Source organism: Micromonospora reichwaldensis (assembly GCF_031845925.1).
Taxonomy (GTDB): Bacteria; Actinomycetota; Actinomycetes; order Mycobacteriales; family Micromonosporaceae; genus Micromonospora; species Micromonospora reichwaldensis.
The window spans coordinates 144,008-159,686 of the sequence record NZ_JAVRFL010000005.1 but is presented as its reverse complement, the minus strand read 5'-3'; the positions used below and the strand labels follow the sequence as shown (position 1 = coordinate 159,686).

The following is a 15,679-nucleotide window of genomic DNA, read 5'->3' as shown; positions in this document are numbered from 1 at the left end:
CCCCGCCGCGACTTCCCAAACAGGATCAGTTCTGATGAAATCGCGGCCGTGCCGCGTGTGGCGCAGTCCGCTGCACCGGGCGCGAGTCGGCGGGGCAGGCGTGGAAGAAACGACGGAGGCGATGTCGTGAGCACCGGACCGACGACCCTGCCCGCGAGTGGCGACACCGAACAGCCCAAGCGGCGTCGGCTGCCCCGGCTCCGCGACGTGCGGATCCGCTCCAAGCTCGCCCTGATCCTGGTCGTGCCGGTCGCCGCGGTGCTCGCGTTGGCCACGGTCCGACTCGTCGCCGTCGGTGAGAACACCTTCGACGCCAACCAGGCCCGGGCGCTGACGGCGCTCTCCATCGACGTCTCCGCGCTGACGCAGGACCTGCACGCCGAGCGGATGGCCGCCGCCGCCTTCCTGTCGACGCCGCAGCAGAAGGCCGACGCCTACAACCTGCGGGTGCGCAGCACCGACCAGCGGGTCGAGGCGTACCGGGCGGAGCGCGGACGGGTCGACCAGGTGCCGGCCGCCGTACGGGAGCGGCTGGCGACCATCGACGAGCACCTGGAGACGCTCGCCAGCACCCGGCAGGAGGTGCTGGACCGCCAGCAGATGGCGGTTGCCGAGGCGGCGCTGCGCTACGGGATCATCATCACGGACCTGGTCGCGTACGGCGACGGGCTGGCCCAGCTGCCCGGTGACGAGCGGCTCGCGGACGCCCGGCGCGCGGTCGCCGCGTTCGCCCGCGCCAAGGCGGCCGTCGCCGAGGAACAGTCGGTCGTCTACACCGCCCTCCTCACCCGCCAGCTCGACGAGGAGCAGTTCTCCTCCTTCGTGGCCACGCTGACCAGCCAGCAGGAGGCGCTGGTCGCCTTCTCCCTGGCCGCCGACCCGACCCAGCGTGCCCTGGTCGACAGCACGGTCTCCGGCGACGCGGTGACCCTCGCCGACCGGGTGGCCGCCGACATCACCCGCTCGGTCGGGCAGACCGCGCCGGTGACCGCCCAGGACGCCACCGCCGCCATCGGCGCGGTCAACGACCTCATGCGGTGGGCCGAGATCCGGCTCCAGGAGCGGCTGCTCAGCCAGGCCGACCAGGCCCGGTCGGACGTCATCCGGCAGGCCTTCATCGAGACGGCGCTGGTGCTGCTGACCCTCATCGTCGCGGTGACCCTCGCCGTGGTGCTGGCCCGCTCGCTCAACCACTCGCTGCGCCGGCTGCGGGAGGGCGCCCTCTCGGTGGCGAACCACGACCTGCCGGACGCGGTCAAGCGGCTGCAGAACGTCGGCAACGTCGGCGACGGCGGCGTCGAGGAGATCGTCCGGCAGGTACGCGACCCGATCAAGCTCAACAACCGCGACGAGGTGGGCCAGGTCGCGCTCGCCTTCAACGTCGTACACCGCGAGGCGGTCCGGGTGGCGGCCGAGCAGGCCGCGCTGCGTACCAGCGTCTCGGCGATGTTCCTCAACCTGGCCCGCCGCAGTCAGACCCTGGTCGACCGCATGATCGGCGAGCTCGACGCGATCGAGCGCGGCGAGGAGGACCCGAAGCGGCTCGCGCAGCTCTTCGAGCTGGACCACCTCGCCACCCGGATGCGCCGCAACGACGAGAACCTGCTCGTCCTGGCCGGCGCCGACTCGGCCGTGCCGCGCCGCGACGACGCCCTCCTGGTGGACGTGCTGCGGGCCGCGCAGTCCGAGGTGGAGCTCTACAACCGGATCGAGTTCGGCACCGTCGACACCGACATCTCGGTCGCGGCGCACGCGGTCAACGACGTGGTGCGGCTCGTCGCCGAGCTGCTCGACAACGCCACCCGCTTCTCGCCGCCGACCACCACCGTGGTCGCCGACGGCCGGCGGATCCGGGACTACGTCCTGATCCAGGTCGAGGACCGGGGCCTCGGCCTGACCGACGACCAGCTCGACTCGCTCAACCGGCGACTGGCCGCCCCGCCGAGCGTCGACGTCGCGGCGTTCCGGCTGATGGGTCTGGCCGTGGTCAGCCGGCTCGCCTCCCGCTACGGCATCCGGGTGGAGCTGCGCCGCAACGTGGAGGGCGGGACCGTCGCCCAGGTGACGCTTCCCGCCGCGACGGTGGTGCTGCCGCCCGTGCACAGCCGGGACCAGCAGATCACCCGGCCCCGGCAGCCGCTCGCGGTCGAGCAGAACCCGCTCACCCCGGCCGGCCTCGGCGAGCCGGCCGGCGCGGGGCGTACCGCCTCGGCCACCCTCACCGACCAGTGGCGGTCCGCCGCCCCGACGCCGTGGCAGGCCCCGGAGCAGGCGCGGGACACCGCGGCCCCGGTGCAGGCCGGCGGCCTGACGCCGCCGCCCCCGGCCCGGCCTTCCTTCGCCGGCGGAGGTCCCTCGGTCGGTACGCCGACCGTCGCGTACCCCACGGTCGACGCGCTGCCCAAGCGCGTCCCCGGCGGGGACGCGCAAGCGCCGGGCGCGCCGGCGCTGCCGGTCGGCCCGATCGCCGGCTCGCCGGCCACCGGGCTGTCGGCGGGATTCGCCGGCTCCGCCCGGGAGACCGGCTTCGGCACCGACCCGGGCGCCGGCCGCGGCCTCGGGGCCGGCCTGGCCGCCACGGCCCCGCCCGCCCCCGCCGCGCCGATCACCCCGCGCGCCGAACTGCCGGCCGAGGCGCCGATCTTCCGGGAGATGGAGGCGGTGTGGTTCCGGTCGCACGGTAACGACGCCACGGCCATCTTCACCCGCCCCGACTTCAGCCAGTCGGCCGCGGCCCAGCAGGCCGCCGGGGCGCCCAGCGCCGCAGCACCCGCCGCCCAGCCGGCCGCCGCCCAGCCAGCACCGGCACAGCCCCGTGCGCCCCGACTGCCCACGCGCACCCCGGGCAGCACCGACACCGCTCCGCTGCCCGTGCAGCCGGCACCGCCGTCGTACACCCCGCCGGCCGCGGCGCGACCCGCCACGCCGGACACACCCCCGGCGGCGCCTCCCGCGGCGCCCCCCGCCGCTCCGGTCGCGGACCCGCCCCCGGCGGCACCCGCGTCCGACACGGACGCCTGGCGCACGGCGGCAGACGAGGGCTGGTCCCGGGCCAGCCGGGCGGCGGCCCCCGCCACCGCCGGCACCACCCGCTCGGGGCTGCCCAAGCGGCAGCCGCAGGCACAGCTCGTGCCCGGCGGGATCGAGCCCCGGAGCGGCCGCGACCGCAGCCGGCGTACCCCGGACGAAGTCCGGGGCCTGTTGTCGGCCTACCACCGCGGCGTGCAGCGCGGCCGGGCGGCCGGCACGGACCAGGACAGCACCTCGACCAAGGAGACGAGTCGATGAACAGGCCAGCGGCCATGCAGGACATGAGTTGGTTGCTCACCAACTTCGCCGACAGCGTGGCGGGGATCGCCCACGTGGTGGCGGTGTCCGCCGACGGGCTGCTGCTCGCCTCCTCGCGGGACCTGCCCGCGGACCGGGCGGACCAGCTCGCGGCGATCACCTCGGGCGTGGTCAGCCTGACCGAGGGCGCCGCCCGGATGTTCAGCGCCGGCGGTGTGCTCCAGACGGTCATCGAGATGGACAGCGGCTACCTGTTCCTGATGTCGATCAGCGACGGCTCGTCGATGGCCGTGCTGGCGGCCCGCAGCTGCGACGTCGGCCAGGTGGGTTACGAGATGGCGCTGCTGGTCGAGCGCGTGGGTGCGGCGCTGGTGCCGCTGCCCCGGGACGCGGTGCGGTCCTAGCGGGCGCGACGCGCGGACCGTGCGTCGCCAGGAACGAGAGGATCCGGTGCCCGACCAGGGGCCCGGCCGGGAGAGGAGGTGATCGTCGATGGACCAACGGCGCGTGGACCCACGTGGTGCGCTGGTACGGCCGTACGCGGTCACCCGCGGCCGGACCGAGGCCCGGATGGACATCGCCTTGGAGGCGGTCCTGACGGCCAGCGCGACCCAGGCTGCGGAGGCCCGCTTCGCGGGGCACGACAAGCACCGCATCGCCACCGTTTGTGAGGGCCGGGCGCAGTCGCTGGCCGAGATCTCCGCGTACACCCGGATGCCGCTGGGCGTCACCCGGGTGCTGGTCGCCGACATGGTGGCCGAGAGCCTGCTGACGCTACACACTGCCGCTCCCGCCGAGGGGTTCGAGGAGCGGATGGAAATCCTTGGAAGGGTGCTAAGTGGACTTCGCAGGCTATGACCCCGCCGGGGCCCGCCGAAACCGGGGAATCATCTCCGCGAAGATCGTGGTCGCGGGTGGCTTCGGCGTGGGCAAGACGACCCTGGTCGGCGCGATCTCGGAGATCACCCCGCTGAGAACCGAGGCGGTGATGACCGCGGCCGGTGTCGGCATCGACGACCCGTCCAAGGTGCCGGGGAAGCAGACCACCACGGTCGCCATGGACTTCGGCCGGATCACCATGGCCGAGGACCTGATCCTGTACCTCTTCGGCACGCCCGGCCAGACCCGGTTCTGGTTCATGTGGGACGAGATCATCAAGGGCGCCGTGGGGGCGGCCGTGCTGGTGGACACCCGCCGGATCACCGACGCCTTCGCGCCGCTGGACTACTTCGAGAACCGCCGGCTGCCGTACGTCGTGGCGTTGAACCGCTTCGACGGCGCCCCGCAGTACGAGCTGGAGGAGGTCCGCGAGGCGCTGGCCATCTCGCCGGACGTGCCGCTGGTGCTGACCGACGCCCGGCACCGGGACGCGGTCAAGCAGGTGCTGGTGACCGTCGTGGAGCACGCCATGCTCCGCCTCGAGGCCGAGCAGGGCCGGGGCTACCCGGCGCCGGTCGGCTGAGCCTGACGGCTACCGCCTCCGGGTCGCGTCAGTCGACCCGGAGGCGGTAGCCGCGCTTGACGACCGTCTGCACCACCCGGGGCGCGCGCAACCCGGCGCGCAGCCGGGCCACCGCCATCTCCACGGCGTGCTCGTCGGCGCCGCGCGGCAGCGTACGCAGCAGAGCGGTCCGGGACAGCACCCGACCCGGTGAGCCGCACAGCGCCCGCAGCACCGCCATCGGCGCCGGCGCGAGCGGACGCAGTTCGCCGTCGACCACGGCGGCGTGCCCGCGCAGCGTGAGCAGATGACCGGCCACCTTCAGGGTGACCGTCCGGCGCGGCAGTTCGTCGACGATGGTCCGGACCAGGGCGCCCAGGCGGGCCCGTGCCGGCGCGCTGACCGGCACCCCGCGCCGCAGCAGCGGCTCCGCGGTGACCGCGCCCACGCAACTGGCGAGCACGTCGCCCCGGAACGCGTCCAGCACCGCCTCGGAGCGGTCCCCGGCGGCGCGCAGCAGCGCCTCGGCCGCCGGGGCCGAGGTGAAGGTGACCGCGTCGACCAGCCGGCCGGCGACCAGGTCGATCAACCGGTGCAGCGGGGCCGGGTCGGTCGGCGGCGCCCAGCGGTAGACGGGCACCTCGATCACGGTGGCCCCGGCCGCCTCCAGCGCCAGCGTGCACTCGGGCTGCCGCTCGCCGTGCAGCTGCATGGCGACGACCTGCCCGGCCACGCCGCGCCGGCACAGGTGCTCGATCACCTCGTCGCAGCTCTCCGAGTCGGGTGACCACTGGTCGTGCAGGCCGGCGGCCCGGATGGCCCCGCGCGCCTTGGGTCCCCGGGCCACCACGTACGCGTCGGCCAGCACGGCGCGCAGCGGCTCGGCCAGCCCCCAGCCCTCGGCCGCCTCCAACCAGCCGCGCATGCCGATGCCGGTGTTGGCCATCAGGACGTCCGGCGGCCGGTCCAGGCAGGCCCGGGTGGCCTCCCGCAGGTCGGTGTCGTCGGCCAGCGGCACGATCCGCAGGGCCGGGGCGATCACCACCCGGGCGCCGCGCCGCTGGAGCAGCGCGGCGAGTTCGTCCCGCCGGCGGTCGGCGGTCACCCCGATGGTGAAGCCCGCCAGTTCGTCGCGCATTCACTCCTCCTGTCGCAGCCGCACCTCGACCAGGCCGTCCCGGCAGCGCACGTCGTGCCGGGTCGCGGCGACGCCGGGCAGGTCCAGGCAGACCCCGGTGCGCAGGTCGTACACCTGCTTGTGCAGGGGCGAGGCGACCGTCGGCACCCCGCCCCGGCTGCCGACGATCCCCCGCGACAGCACGTACGCCCCGGCGACCGGGTCGCGGTTGTCGAGGGCGAACAGCCCGTCGGCGGTGCGGAAGAGAGCCACCTGCACGCCGTCGATGAGCGCGGCGACGCCCCGGTCGGGGTCCAACCGGTCGAGCGGGCAGACCGGCGTCCAGGTACGCGTCGGGTGGGGCATCGTGATCGTCATCGCCGTACCTCCGGCAGTCTCGGCGTCGTGGTGGTCATCGCCGCACCTCCGGCATGCCCAGCGTGACCGGCTGCCGGCCCTCGCCGGCCGGTACCCGGCCCACCGGGACCGGTTGGCCCCGTTCGCGCGCGAACGTGATGGACGGGTCGGGCACCCCGGGGGCGTTGACGAAGGAGTCGAACCGGCGCAGCCGGACGGGGTCCTCCAGCACGTCGCGCCACTCGTCGGAGTAGGCGTCGACGTGCCGGGCCATCGCGGCGTCGAGTTCGGCGCACAGGCCGAGCGAGTCGTCCACGATCACCGCGCGGAGGTGGTCGAGCCCGCCCTCCATCGCCTCGATCCAGGCGGCGGTGCGTTGCAGCCGGTCGGCGGTGCGGATGTAGTACATCAGGAACCTGTCGATGAGTTGGACCAGCGCCTCCGTCGACAGGTCGGTGGCGAAGAGGTCGGCGTGCCGGGGCCGGAAGCCGCCGTTGCCGCCGACGTAGAGGTTCCAGCCGGTCTCGGTGGCGATGATGCCGAAGTCCTTGCTGCGCGCCTCGGCGCACTCGCGGGCGCAGCCCGACACCGCCGACTTGATCTTGTGTGGACCGCGCAGTCCCCGGTAGCGCAGCTCCAGGGCGATGGCCAGCCCGACCGAGTCCTGCACCCCGTACCGGCACCACGTCTCGCCGACGCAGGACTTCACCGTGCGCAGCGCCTTGCCGTACGCGTGGCCGGACTCGAAACCGGCGTCGACCAGCCGGCGCCAGATCTGCGGAAGCTGATCGACCCGGGCCCCGAACAGGTCTATCCGCTGCCCGCCGGTGATCTTCGTGTAGAGCTGGAAGTCCCGGGCCACCTCGCCGATCACGATGAGCTTCTCCGGGGTGATCTCGCCGCCGGGGATCCGGGGCACCACCGAGTAGCTGCCGTCGCGTTGCAGGTTGGCCAGGAAGTGGTCGTTGGTGTCCTGCAACGACGCCCGCTCGCCGTCCAGCACGTGCCCGGTGCCGAGGGAGGCGAGGATCGAGGCGACCACCGGCTTGCAGATGTCGCAGCCACGACCCCGGCCGTGCTCGGCGACGAGCTGCGAGAAGGTGCGGATGCCGCGCACGCGCACGATGTCGAACAGTTCCTGCCGGCTGGCGTCGAAGTGCTCGCAGAGCGCCGTGGACTGCCGCACGCCGGCCGCGTCGAGGAGCTGCTTGAGCATCGGCACGCAGGAACCGCAGCTCGTGCCCGCCCGGGTGCACGCCTTCAGCGCCGGCACGTCCGCGCAGCCGCCGGCGATCGCCGCGTCGACGTCGGCGCGGGTCACCGCGTTGCAGGAACAGACCTGCGCGGCGGCGGGCAGCGCGCCGGCGCCCGCGCCCGCCGCGCCCTCGGGGGCGAGCAGCGCCAGCGGCGGCCCGGGCAGCGGGCCGCCGACGCTGGCCCGCAGCGTCGGGTACGCGCCCGCGTCGCCGACCAGCACCCCGCCGAGCAGGGTCTGCGCGTCGTCGGAGAGGACCAGCTTGGCGTAGACCCGGGTGGCCGGGTCGGTGAAGGTCACGTCGAGACAGCCCGGCGTCGTGCCGTGCGCGTCGCCGAACGAGGCCACGTCCACGCCGAGCAGCTTCAGTTTGGTGGCGGTGTCCGCGCCGGGGAAGGTGGCCGCCCCGCCGACCAGCCGGTCGGCGACGACCTCGGCCATCGCGTACCCGGGGGCGACCAGGCCGTGGCAGACGCCGTCGACCGCCGCGCACTCGCCGACCGCCCAGATCCGCTCGTCGGCGGTACGGCAGGCGCCGTCGACCAGCACGCCGCCGCGCGGGCCCAGGGTGAGCCCGGCCGCCCGGGCCAACTCGTCGCGGGGCCGGATGCCCGCCGCGACCACCACCAGGTCGGCGTCGAGCACGCTCCCGTCCGCCAGTTCCAGCCCGGCGACCGTGCCGTCCGGGCCGGGCCGGACGGCGGTGGTGGCCACGCCCAGGTGGGTGGCGACGCCCAGCTCGTCGACGTACCGGCGGAGCATCGCGCCACCGGCCTGATCCACCTGCACCGGCATCAGCCGGGGCGCGAACTCCACCACGCTGGTGTCCAGCCCGAGCAGGCGCAGCGCGTTCGCCGCCTCCAGCCCGAGCAGCCCGCCGCCGATCACCGCCCCCGTCCGCCGGCCGCGTGCGTGCTCCCGGATCGCCTCCAGGTCGTCGAGCGTCCGGTAGACGAAGACCCCGGGCAGGGACGCGCCGGCCACCGGCGGCACGAACGCGGACGAGCCGGTGGCCAGCACCAGCGCGTCGTACGGGTGCTCGCCGGTCGCGGTGCGCACCAGTCGCCGCTCCCGGTCGATCTCCGTGGCCGGCTCGCCCAGGCGCAGCTCCACCCCGTCGTCGGGGGTGTGCAGGTTCAGCTCCGCGGCGCCGACCCCGTCGAAGAACGCCGACAGCCGCACCCGGTCGTACGCCGGGCGGCTCTCCTCGGCGAGCACGGTGACCCGCCACCGCCCCCCGGGGTCGCGGGCGCGCAGCGCGTCCACGAAGCGCTGCCCCACCATGCCGTTGCCGACGACCACCAACCTGCTGCTTCGCTCGCTCATGACGCCACCTCCGCCGAATCCACCTCGGACAGCCAGCCGACGATGCCGGCGACCGCGTCCCGGCAGCCGCCGCACCCCGTGCCGGCCCGGGTCGCGTCGACCACGGCGTCGACGGTCCGGGCCCTGGCACGCCAGCAGCTCACCAGCGCTCCCTTGCTGACGTCGTTGCACTGGCAGACGGTCGCCGCGTCCGGCATCAGGGCCGGCGTCGCGGCGGGCGCCGCTGCCGCCGCGCCGAACGCCCGGCCGAGCAGCAGCGAGCGCCGGTCGGCCGGCACCGGTTGGCCCCGGTCGAAGAGCTGGATGACCGTGCCGACCGCCGGGTTGTCGCCGAGCAGGATCGCGGCCGTCAACCGCTCGTCGTGGATGCGCAGCCGGGCGTACGTGCCCCGCGACGGGTCGGCGAAGGTCAGCTCCTCGCCGGTCCCGCCGTCGCCCGGGTCGCCCATCGCGGCGAGGTCGATGCCGGCCGCCTTGAGCCGGGTCACCGCCGGCCGGGGCCGGTAGCGGGCCTGCGGGTCCTCCCCGGTGAGCACCTGCGCCACCACCCGGGCCTGCGCCCAGGCGGGGGCGACCAGCCCGGTGAGGTTGCCGTCGTGCTGGGCGCAGTCGCCGATCGCCGAGATCCGCGGGTCGCTGGTGCGCAGTCGGTCGTCGACCAGCACGCCCCGCTCCACGGCCAGCCCGGCCGCGCGGGCGAGGGCGGTGTCGGGGCGTACCCCGCAGGAGAGGACCAGCAGGTCGGCGGTGAGCGAGCGGCCGTCGGCCAGGTCGAGGCGTACCCCGTCGGCGTCCGCGACCACCCCGGTGGCCGACACGGCCAGGTGGGTGGTGACCCCGAGGCCCGCGAGCGTGCCGGCCAGGACGGCCGCGCCGGCCGGGTCGAGCTGCCGCTCCATCAGGTACGGCACCGGGTGCACCACGCCCGCGTCGAGGCCCCGGGCGGCGAGCCCGCGCGCCGCCTCCAGCCCGAGCAGCCCGCCGCCGAGCACCAGGGCGCTGCGCGCGCCGCCGGCCACGGCGAGGATCCGTCGGCAGTCGTCAAGCGTGCGGAACGGCACCACCCGCGCCGGCAGCCCGGGCCCGTCCAGCCCGGGCAGCGGCGGCACCACGGCCTGGCTGCCGGTGGCGAGCACCAGATGGTCGTACGCGATGCGGTCGCCGTCGTCGGTGTGGACCGTGCCGGCGGCGCGGTCGACGGCGGTGACCGTCACCCCGGTACGCAGGTCGACGCCCTGCCCGGCGGCCTCGGCCAGCTCCACGTCCGGCTCGCCGACCTTGCCCGCCAGTAGGGTGGAGAGCATGATCCGGTTGTACGCCCGGTGCGGCTCCGCGCCGAGCACGGTCACCTTCCGGTCCCCGCCCCGGGCATGCAGCTCGCCGGCCAGCCGCGAACCGGCCATCCCGTTCCCGACGATCACGACACTCTCGCTCACGGCTCGTCCACCCTCTCCAGCCGGACGGCGCAGATCTTGAACTCCGGCATCCCGGAGACCGGGTCGACGGCGTCGTTGGTGACCGAGTTGGCCCGCGCGGCGCCGCCCCAGTGGAACGGCGCGAAGACGGTGTCCGGCCGGATCGCGGTGCTGAGCCGGGCCGGCGCGCTGAACTCGCCCCGCCGGGAGACCACCCGCACCGGCTCGCCGTCGTCGACGCCCAGCCGCGCGGCGAGGTCGGGGTGCAGCTCGACGAACGCCTCCGGGGCGGCCCGACGCAGCGCGGCGACCCGGCGGGTCTGCGTGCCGGACTGGTACTGCGCGAGCACCCGGCCGGTGGTGAAGTGCAGCGGGTACTCGGCGCACACCTCCTCGGCCGCCGGCCGGTGCTCGACCGCGTGGAACCGGGCCCGCCCGTCGGGAGTCGCGAAGCGGTCGGCGAAGAGCCGGGGGGTGTCCGGGCCGTCCTCGGCCGGGCAGGGCCAGAACACCCCGTCGCGTTCGTCGATCCGCTCCCAGCTCACCCCGGCGTAGTCGGCGATCCCGCCGGCCGAGGCCCGCCGCAGCTCCGCGAACACGACCCGCGGGTCGCTGGCGTCCGCCCCACCCCGCCCAGGAGGTGCAAGGAAGGGCACCTTCCTATCGTTTTCTGTATAGGAAGGTGCCCTTCCTTGCACCTTGAGGCGGGCGGTGAGGTCGGCGAGGATCTCCAGGTCGGTACGGACGCCGGGCGGCGGCGGACGCAGTGCGCGGCGGCGCAGCACCCGGCCCTCCAGGTTGGTCATCGTCCCGTCCTCCTCGGCCCACTGAGCGGTGGGCAGCACCACGTCGGCGAGCGCGGCGGTCTCGGAGAGCAGGAAGTCGGCGACCACGAGCAGGTCGAGATCGCGTAGCCGGCCCTCGATCCGGGCGGCCCGGGGCGCGGAGACCACCGGGTTGGAGCCGAAGACCAGCAGCGCCTTCGGCCCGGCGGGCGTGCCCAGCGAGTCGAGCAGCTCGTACGCCGGCACGCCCGGGCCGGGCAGCTCGTCGGCCGGCACACCCCAGACCCCGGCGACGTGCTCCCGGGCGGCCGGGTCGTCGATCCTGCGGTAGCCGGGGAGCTGGTCGGCCTTCTGCCCGTGCTCCCGCCCGCCCTGCCCGTTGCCCTGCCCGGTCAGGCAGCCGTAGCCGGAGCCGGGGCGGCCGGGCAGCCCGAGGGCGAGCGCCAGGTTGACGAAGGCGGTGACGGTGTCGACGCCCTTGGCGTGCTGCTCGGCGCCCCGCGCGGTCAGGATGATCACGCGTTCGGCGGTGCCGAGGGCCCGGGCGGTCGCCTCCAGGTCGGCCACCGGCGCCCCGGAGAGCGCCTCGGCGCGGGCCGGCCACCAGCCGGCCACGCTGCGGCGGACCGCCTCGAAGCCGGTGGTACGGGCGGCCACGTACTCCCGGTCGACCCAGCCCTCGGTGAGCGCGATGTGCAGCAGCGCGTTGGCCACCGCCAGGTCGGTGCCGGGCAGGGGTTGCAGGTGCAGGTCGGCCTGCCGGGCGGTGGCGGTGACCCGGGGGTCGACCACGATCAGCCGGCCGCCGCGCTCGCGCTGTTCGGTCAGCCAGCGCACCAGCGGGGGCATGGTCTCCGCCGGGTTCGCGCCGACCAGCAGCAGCGTGTCGGCCCGGCCCAGGTCGGCCAGCGGGAACGGCAGGCCCCGGTCGATGCCGAAGGCCCGCATCCCGGCCGCCGCCGCCGAGGACATGCAGAACCGTCCGTTGTAGTCGATGTGCCTCGTGCGTAGCGCCACGCGGGCGAACTTCCCCAGCGCGTACGCCTTCTCGTTGGTGAGCCCGCCGCCACCGAAGACGGCCACCGCGTCGCGGCCGTGTCCCTGCTGGACGGCGCGCAGGCCGGTGACGATCCGGTCGAGGGCGGCGGCCCAGCTCGCCGGGCGCAGCTCGCCGGCCGGGTCGCGCAGCAGCGGGGTGGTCAGCCGCTCGGGGTGGTCGAGCAGTTCGGCGGCGGTCCAGCCCTTCTGGCAGAGGCCGCCCCGGTTGGTGGGGAACTGCCGGGGGAGGACCGTCGCCCGGCCGGCCTCCTCGCGCAGCGTCATCCCGCACTGGAGGGCGCAGTACGGGCAGTGCGTCGCCACCTTCCGGGGCGTCCGCCCCGGTCCGGTCGCCGCGTGTGCACCGTCTGTCATGTCGGCAAAGCGTGCCGGGAGGCGATTTCCGGTCCGGGTCCCGTTTGTTTCGGTCCTGTCAAGAGCCGCTCACACCGCACGCGGGCACCGGGCCGGCTCGCGTGTTTACAATGTGGGACAACAATCCTGACATATGGGAGACGCGATGGACGTGACCGAGGCCTTCGACGCGGTGGCGGGCAGCTACGACGAGGCCCGCCGGCGCCTGGTGCCCTGCTTCGACGCCTTCTACGGCACCGCCGTCGAGGTGGCCGCGCCGCCGCTGCGGGCCGCGCTCGCCGCGGGGCGTACCCCGGAGGTGCTCGACCTGGGCGCGGGCACCGGGCTGCTGTCGCTGCTGCTCGCGGCGGCGGTGCCGGGGGTCCGGCTGACCCTGGTCGACGCCGCGCCGGCCATGCTCACCGTCGCCGCCGACCACCTGCGGTCCCGCGGCGTCGCGCACCGGACGGTCCGGGCCGACCTGGCGGGGGAGTTGCCCGCCGGCCGCTACGACGCCGTGGTCAGCGCGCTGGCCATCCACCACCTCGACGACGCGGGCAAGCGCGAGCTCTACCGGCGGGTGCCGGCGGCGCTGGCCCCCGGCGGCGTCTTCGTCAACGCCGAGCAGGTCGCCGGCCCCACCCCCGCGCTCGACCGGCGCTACCACGAGGTGTGGCTGGGGCAGGTCGCGGCGCTGGGCTCCGACGCCGACGAGATCGCCGCCGCCGAGGGCCGGATGGCGTACGACCGGCCGGCGCCGGTCGCCGCGCAGTGCCGCTGGCTGGCCGAGGCGGGCCTGGTCGACGTCGACTGCTTCTTCAAGCAGTGGCGGTTCGCCGTGTTCGGCGGCCGTCGCGGGTGAGCGAAGGACAGACGCGGGGCTGAACCGACGTGGCGCCGGACCGGTCCGCTGGCTGGCTCCGAGGTGTTAGGAAGGGGCCCTTCCTCTACCTCAGGCGTTAGGAAGGTGCCCTTCCTTGCACCTCAGAGCGGGAGGCGGGGGGTTTGTCGGGTTGGGCGGTCGGTGGTGAGCGGGATGACTGCCGGTCATACCGGTGGGTAGTCTCCACGGCATGACTGCCAAGGTGACCCTGTCGTTCTCGGACGAGACGATCGAGGAGGCCCGGCGGTTCGCCAAGCGCGAGGGGCTCTCCCTGTCGGCGTGGATGGACCAGGCGGCCCGGGAGAAGGCGCTGCGCGAGGTCTTCACCGCGCACGCCGCCGCCGTCGGCCGGGCCGGGCTCGACCTCGAAGCCGCCGCCCTCGCCGACGCCCGCGAGGTGGGCATGGTCGACGACGCGCTCTTCGGCGGGCGCCCGCGTGCTGCGTAGGGGCGAGGTCTGGCGCATCGACGGCGCCCGGGAACGGCTCGGACTGGTGATCAGCTCCGACGTCTACAACTCCACCGACGTGCCGATCGTGATCGTGGTCGAGGTGGTCGAGGAGGCGCTGCTGCGCGACTCGCCCCTGGCGGTGCCGATGGGCGCGTACGTGGTGATGCCCGACCGGATCTCCTCGCCGATGAAGAAGTGGTTCACCGAGTGCGTGGACGTCGCCGACACCGGGACCATGCTCCGGGTCGGCCGGGCGCTGCGCATCCTCCAGGAACTCTGACATCTCACCGGCGGCATCCGCCCCCGGTGCGGTCTCCGTTTCCCGCCCGACCCGCGACGGGCACCGTCGGGTAACGCCCGATTCCTAGCGTTCCTCCACGTCGCACCTGACGAGGAGGAGTCGCCGTGAGCACACTGGCCCCCACCACACCCCCGGCCGAGGCCGTTGCGCCGGCCGCCGTCCGCCGGCACCGTATCGACGACTGGCGGCCCGAGGACCCCGAGTTCTGGCGTACGACCGGGGCGCCGATCGCCCGCCGCAACCTCTGGGTCTCGATCTTCGCCGAGCACGTGGGCTTCTCCGTGTGGAGCCTCTGGTCGGTGACGGTGCTCTTCCTCGGCCCCGAGTACGGCATCGACCCGGCGGGGAAGTTCCTGCTCACCGCCGTGCCGGCCGCCCTCGGGGCGGCGCTGCGGCTGCCCTACACGCTGGCCGTGGCGCGCTTCGGCGGGCGGACCTGGACGATCGTCAGCGCGCTGCTGCTGCTCGTCCCGGCCGTGCCGATGACGGTGCTGCTGGAGCCCGGCGTCTCCTACTCCACCCTGATGGTGCTGGCCTGCCTGACCGGCGTCGGCGGGGGCAACTTCGCCTCCTCGATGGCGAACATCAACCTGTTCTATCCGTCTCGGCTCAAGGGCCGGGCGCTCGGGCTCAACGCCGGCGGCGGCAACCTCGGCGTGCCGGCGGTGCAGCTGGTCGGCCTGGCGGTGCTGGCGACGGCGGGGGCCGCGTACCCCCGGCTGGTGCCGGCGGTCTACCTACCGCTGATCGTGCTGGCCGCGCTCATCGCGGCGCGCGGGTTGGACGACATCTCCGGCGCGCGCAACGAGCCCGGCGCGCTGCGCGAGGCGGCCCGCGACCCGCACACCTGGATCGTGTCGCTGCTCTACGTCGGCACCTTCGGCTCGTTCATCGGCTTCTGCTTCGCCTTCGGCCAGGTGCTCCAGCTCCAGTTCGCCGAGCGCTTCCCGACCCCGGTCGACGCCGTCTGGCTGACCTTCCTCGGCCCGCTGGTCGGGTCCCTGGTCCGGCCGGTCGGCGGGCACCTCGCCGACCGCCTCGGCGGGGCCCGGGTGACCTTCTGGAACTTCGTCGCGATGGCGGCGGGCGCCTCGTTGGTGCTCCACGCCGCCCGGGAGCGGTCGTTCGGGCTCTATCTGCTCGGCTTCCTGTCGCTCTTCGTCTTCTCCGGAATCGGCAACGGCTCGACCTACAAGATGATCCCGGCGATCTTCCGGGCCCGGGCGACGGCGGAGGTGGACGCCGGTCGGCGGGAGGCGGTCGCGGCGCAGCACCGGGCCGGGCGGATGACCGGCTCGGTGATCGGCATCGCCGGGGCGGTCGGGGCCTCCGGCGGGGTGCTGGTGAACATCGCCTTCCGGCAGTCGTTCCTGACCGGGGGCAGCGCGGACGCGGCGTACGTCGCCTTCATCGTCGCGTACGCGCTCTGTTTCGGGGTGACCTGGCTGGTCTACCTGCGGCCGGGCCCGCGCCGGCTGACCGGCGTGTGACCGCCGCCATGTATCCTCGGAGGGCCAGGCGGGGGCGGTACCCCGTTTTGACCTGCCGACGGGGCGGCGGGTATCGTTGCCTGCTGTTGTACGACATCCAGAGGCGTGCCGCCTGAGGTACGCTTGGTCGTTCGTGCGCGCCCGGTAACCTCGGCGCGCGACCCCAGACCGACGACGA

13 protein-coding genes are annotated in these 15,679 nt (G+C 74.8%); 8 read left to right on the top strand and 5 right to left on the bottom strand.

From position 1 onward, the window contains the following. Nucleotides 1-126: 126 nt before the first annotated feature. From RM555_RS05920 to RM555_RS05905, 4 genes are all read left to right on the top strand, one after another. On the top strand, nt 127-3,288 hold the full coding sequence (locus tag RM555_RS05920; protein WP_311410806.1) for a sensor histidine kinase: 3,162 nt from the start codon (nt 127-129) through the stop codon (nt 3,286-3,288). Further along, on the top strand, nt 3,285-3,692 hold the full coding sequence (locus RM555_RS05915) for a roadblock/LC7 domain-containing protein (RefSeq protein ID WP_067359650.1): 408 nt from the start codon (nt 3,285-3,287) through the stop codon (nt 3,690-3,692). The genes RM555_RS05920 and RM555_RS05915 overlap by 4 nt, the downstream gene beginning before the upstream one ends. Before the next feature lie 88 nt (nt 3,693-3,780). Then, complete coding sequence (locus RM555_RS05910; protein WP_088998388.1) at nt 3,781-4,146, top strand: DUF742 domain-containing protein; 366 nt, start codon at nt 3,781-3,783, stop codon at nt 4,144-4,146. After that, nucleotides 4,127-4,750 carry a GTP-binding protein gene (locus tag RM555_RS05905; RefSeq protein ID WP_121399860.1) on the top strand — a complete coding sequence of 208 codons (624 nt, stop codon included), beginning with the start codon at nt 4,127-4,129 and terminating at the stop codon, nt 4,748-4,750. The genes RM555_RS05910 and RM555_RS05905 overlap by 20 nt, the downstream gene beginning before the upstream one ends. 28 nt (nt 4,751-4,778) lie before the next feature. Here the strand turns inward: RM555_RS05905 and RM555_RS05900 are convergent, their stop codons facing one another. From RM555_RS05900 to RM555_RS05880, 5 genes are read right to left on the bottom strand one after another with little or no spacing between them, the layout of a single operon-like run. Then, nucleotides 4,779-5,867 carry a uroporphyrinogen-III synthase gene (locus RM555_RS05900; protein WP_311410805.1) on the bottom strand — a complete coding sequence of 363 codons (1,089 nt, stop codon included), beginning with the start codon at nt 5,865-5,867 and terminating at the stop codon, nt 4,779-4,781. Beyond that, nucleotides 5,868-6,212 (bottom strand): nitrite reductase small subunit NirD, encoded by a 345-nt coding sequence (gene nirD, locus RM555_RS05895; protein WP_311410869.1) that lies wholly within the window; start codon nt 6,210-6,212, stop codon nt 5,868-5,870. It lies immediately after the preceding gene. 46 nt (nt 6,213-6,258) lie between these two features. Then, entirely contained in the window at nt 6,259-8,784 is a 2,526-nt protein-coding gene (nirB, locus tag RM555_RS05890) for a nitrite reductase large subunit NirB (protein WP_311410804.1), read from the bottom strand. Next, complete coding sequence (locus RM555_RS05885; RefSeq protein WP_311410803.1) at nt 8,781-10,220, bottom strand: FAD-dependent oxidoreductase; 1,440 nt, start codon at nt 10,218-10,220, stop codon at nt 8,781-8,783. The genes nirB and RM555_RS05885 overlap by 4 nt, the downstream gene beginning before the upstream one ends. Continuing rightward, the gene (locus tag RM555_RS05880; RefSeq protein ID WP_396888709.1) at nt 10,217-12,307 is read right to left on the bottom strand and encodes a molybdopterin oxidoreductase family protein; all 2,091 of its coding nucleotides are present in this window, start codon (nt 12,305-12,307) and stop codon (nt 10,217-10,219) included. Before RM555_RS05880 ends, RM555_RS05885 begins: the two co-directional genes overlap by 4 nt. 235 nt (nt 12,308-12,542) lie before the next feature. On the opposite strand from RM555_RS05880, the gene RM555_RS05875 reads away from it, so the two are divergent. From RM555_RS05875 to RM555_RS05860, 4 genes are all read left to right on the top strand, one after another. After that, nucleotides 12,543-13,238, top strand: a complete 696-nt coding sequence (locus RM555_RS05875) for a class I SAM-dependent methyltransferase (protein ID WP_311410801.1) — start codon at nt 12,543-12,545, stop codon at nt 13,236-13,238. A gap of 211 nt (nt 13,239-13,449) precedes the next feature. Further along, on the top strand, nt 13,450-13,707 hold the full coding sequence (locus RM555_RS05870) for a DUF6364 family protein (RefSeq protein ID WP_132230932.1): 258 nt from the start codon (nt 13,450-13,452) through the stop codon (nt 13,705-13,707). Continuing rightward, complete coding sequence (locus tag RM555_RS05865) at nt 13,697-13,990, top strand: hypothetical protein (RefSeq protein WP_151454581.1); 294 nt, start codon at nt 13,697-13,699, stop codon at nt 13,988-13,990. Before RM555_RS05870 ends, RM555_RS05865 begins: the two co-directional genes overlap by 11 nt. A 125-nt stretch (nt 13,991-14,115) precedes the next feature. Beyond that, nucleotides 14,116-15,501, top strand: a complete 1,386-nt coding sequence (locus tag RM555_RS05860) for an MFS transporter (protein ID WP_396888695.1) — start codon at nt 14,116-14,118, stop codon at nt 15,499-15,501. Nucleotides 15,502-15,679: the final 178 nt, after the last annotated feature.

Bases quoted from the DNA above. Each gene is read 5' to 3' on its own strand.
- RM555_RS05915 (WP_067359650.1), top strand. From the start codon at position 3,285: ATGAACAGGCCAGCGGCCATGCAGGACATGAGTTGGTTGCTCACCAAC.
- RM555_RS05910 (WP_088998388.1), top strand. From the start codon at position 3,781: ATGGACCAACGGCGCGTGGACCCACGTGGTGCGCTGGTACGGCCGTAC.
- RM555_RS05900 (WP_311410805.1), bottom strand. From the start codon at position 5,867: ATGCGCGACGAACTGGCGGGCTTCACCATCGGGGTGACCGCCGACCGC.
- nirD (WP_311410869.1), bottom strand. From the start codon at position 6,212: ATGCCCCACCCGACGCGTACCTGGACGCCGGTCTGCCCGCTCGACCGG.
- nirB (WP_311410804.1), bottom strand. From the start codon at position 8,784: ATGAGCGAGCGAAGCAGCAGGTTGGTGGTCGTCGGCAACGGCATGGTG.
- RM555_RS05880 (WP_396888709.1), bottom strand. From the start codon at position 12,307: ATGACGCTGCGCGAGGAGGCCGGCCGGGCGACGGTCCTCCCCCGGCAG.
- RM555_RS05875 (WP_311410801.1), top strand. From the start codon at position 12,543: ATGGACGTGACCGAGGCCTTCGACGCGGTGGCGGGCAGCTACGACGAG.
- RM555_RS05870 (WP_132230932.1), top strand. From the start codon at position 13,450: ATGACTGCCAAGGTGACCCTGTCGTTCTCGGACGAGACGATCGAGGAG.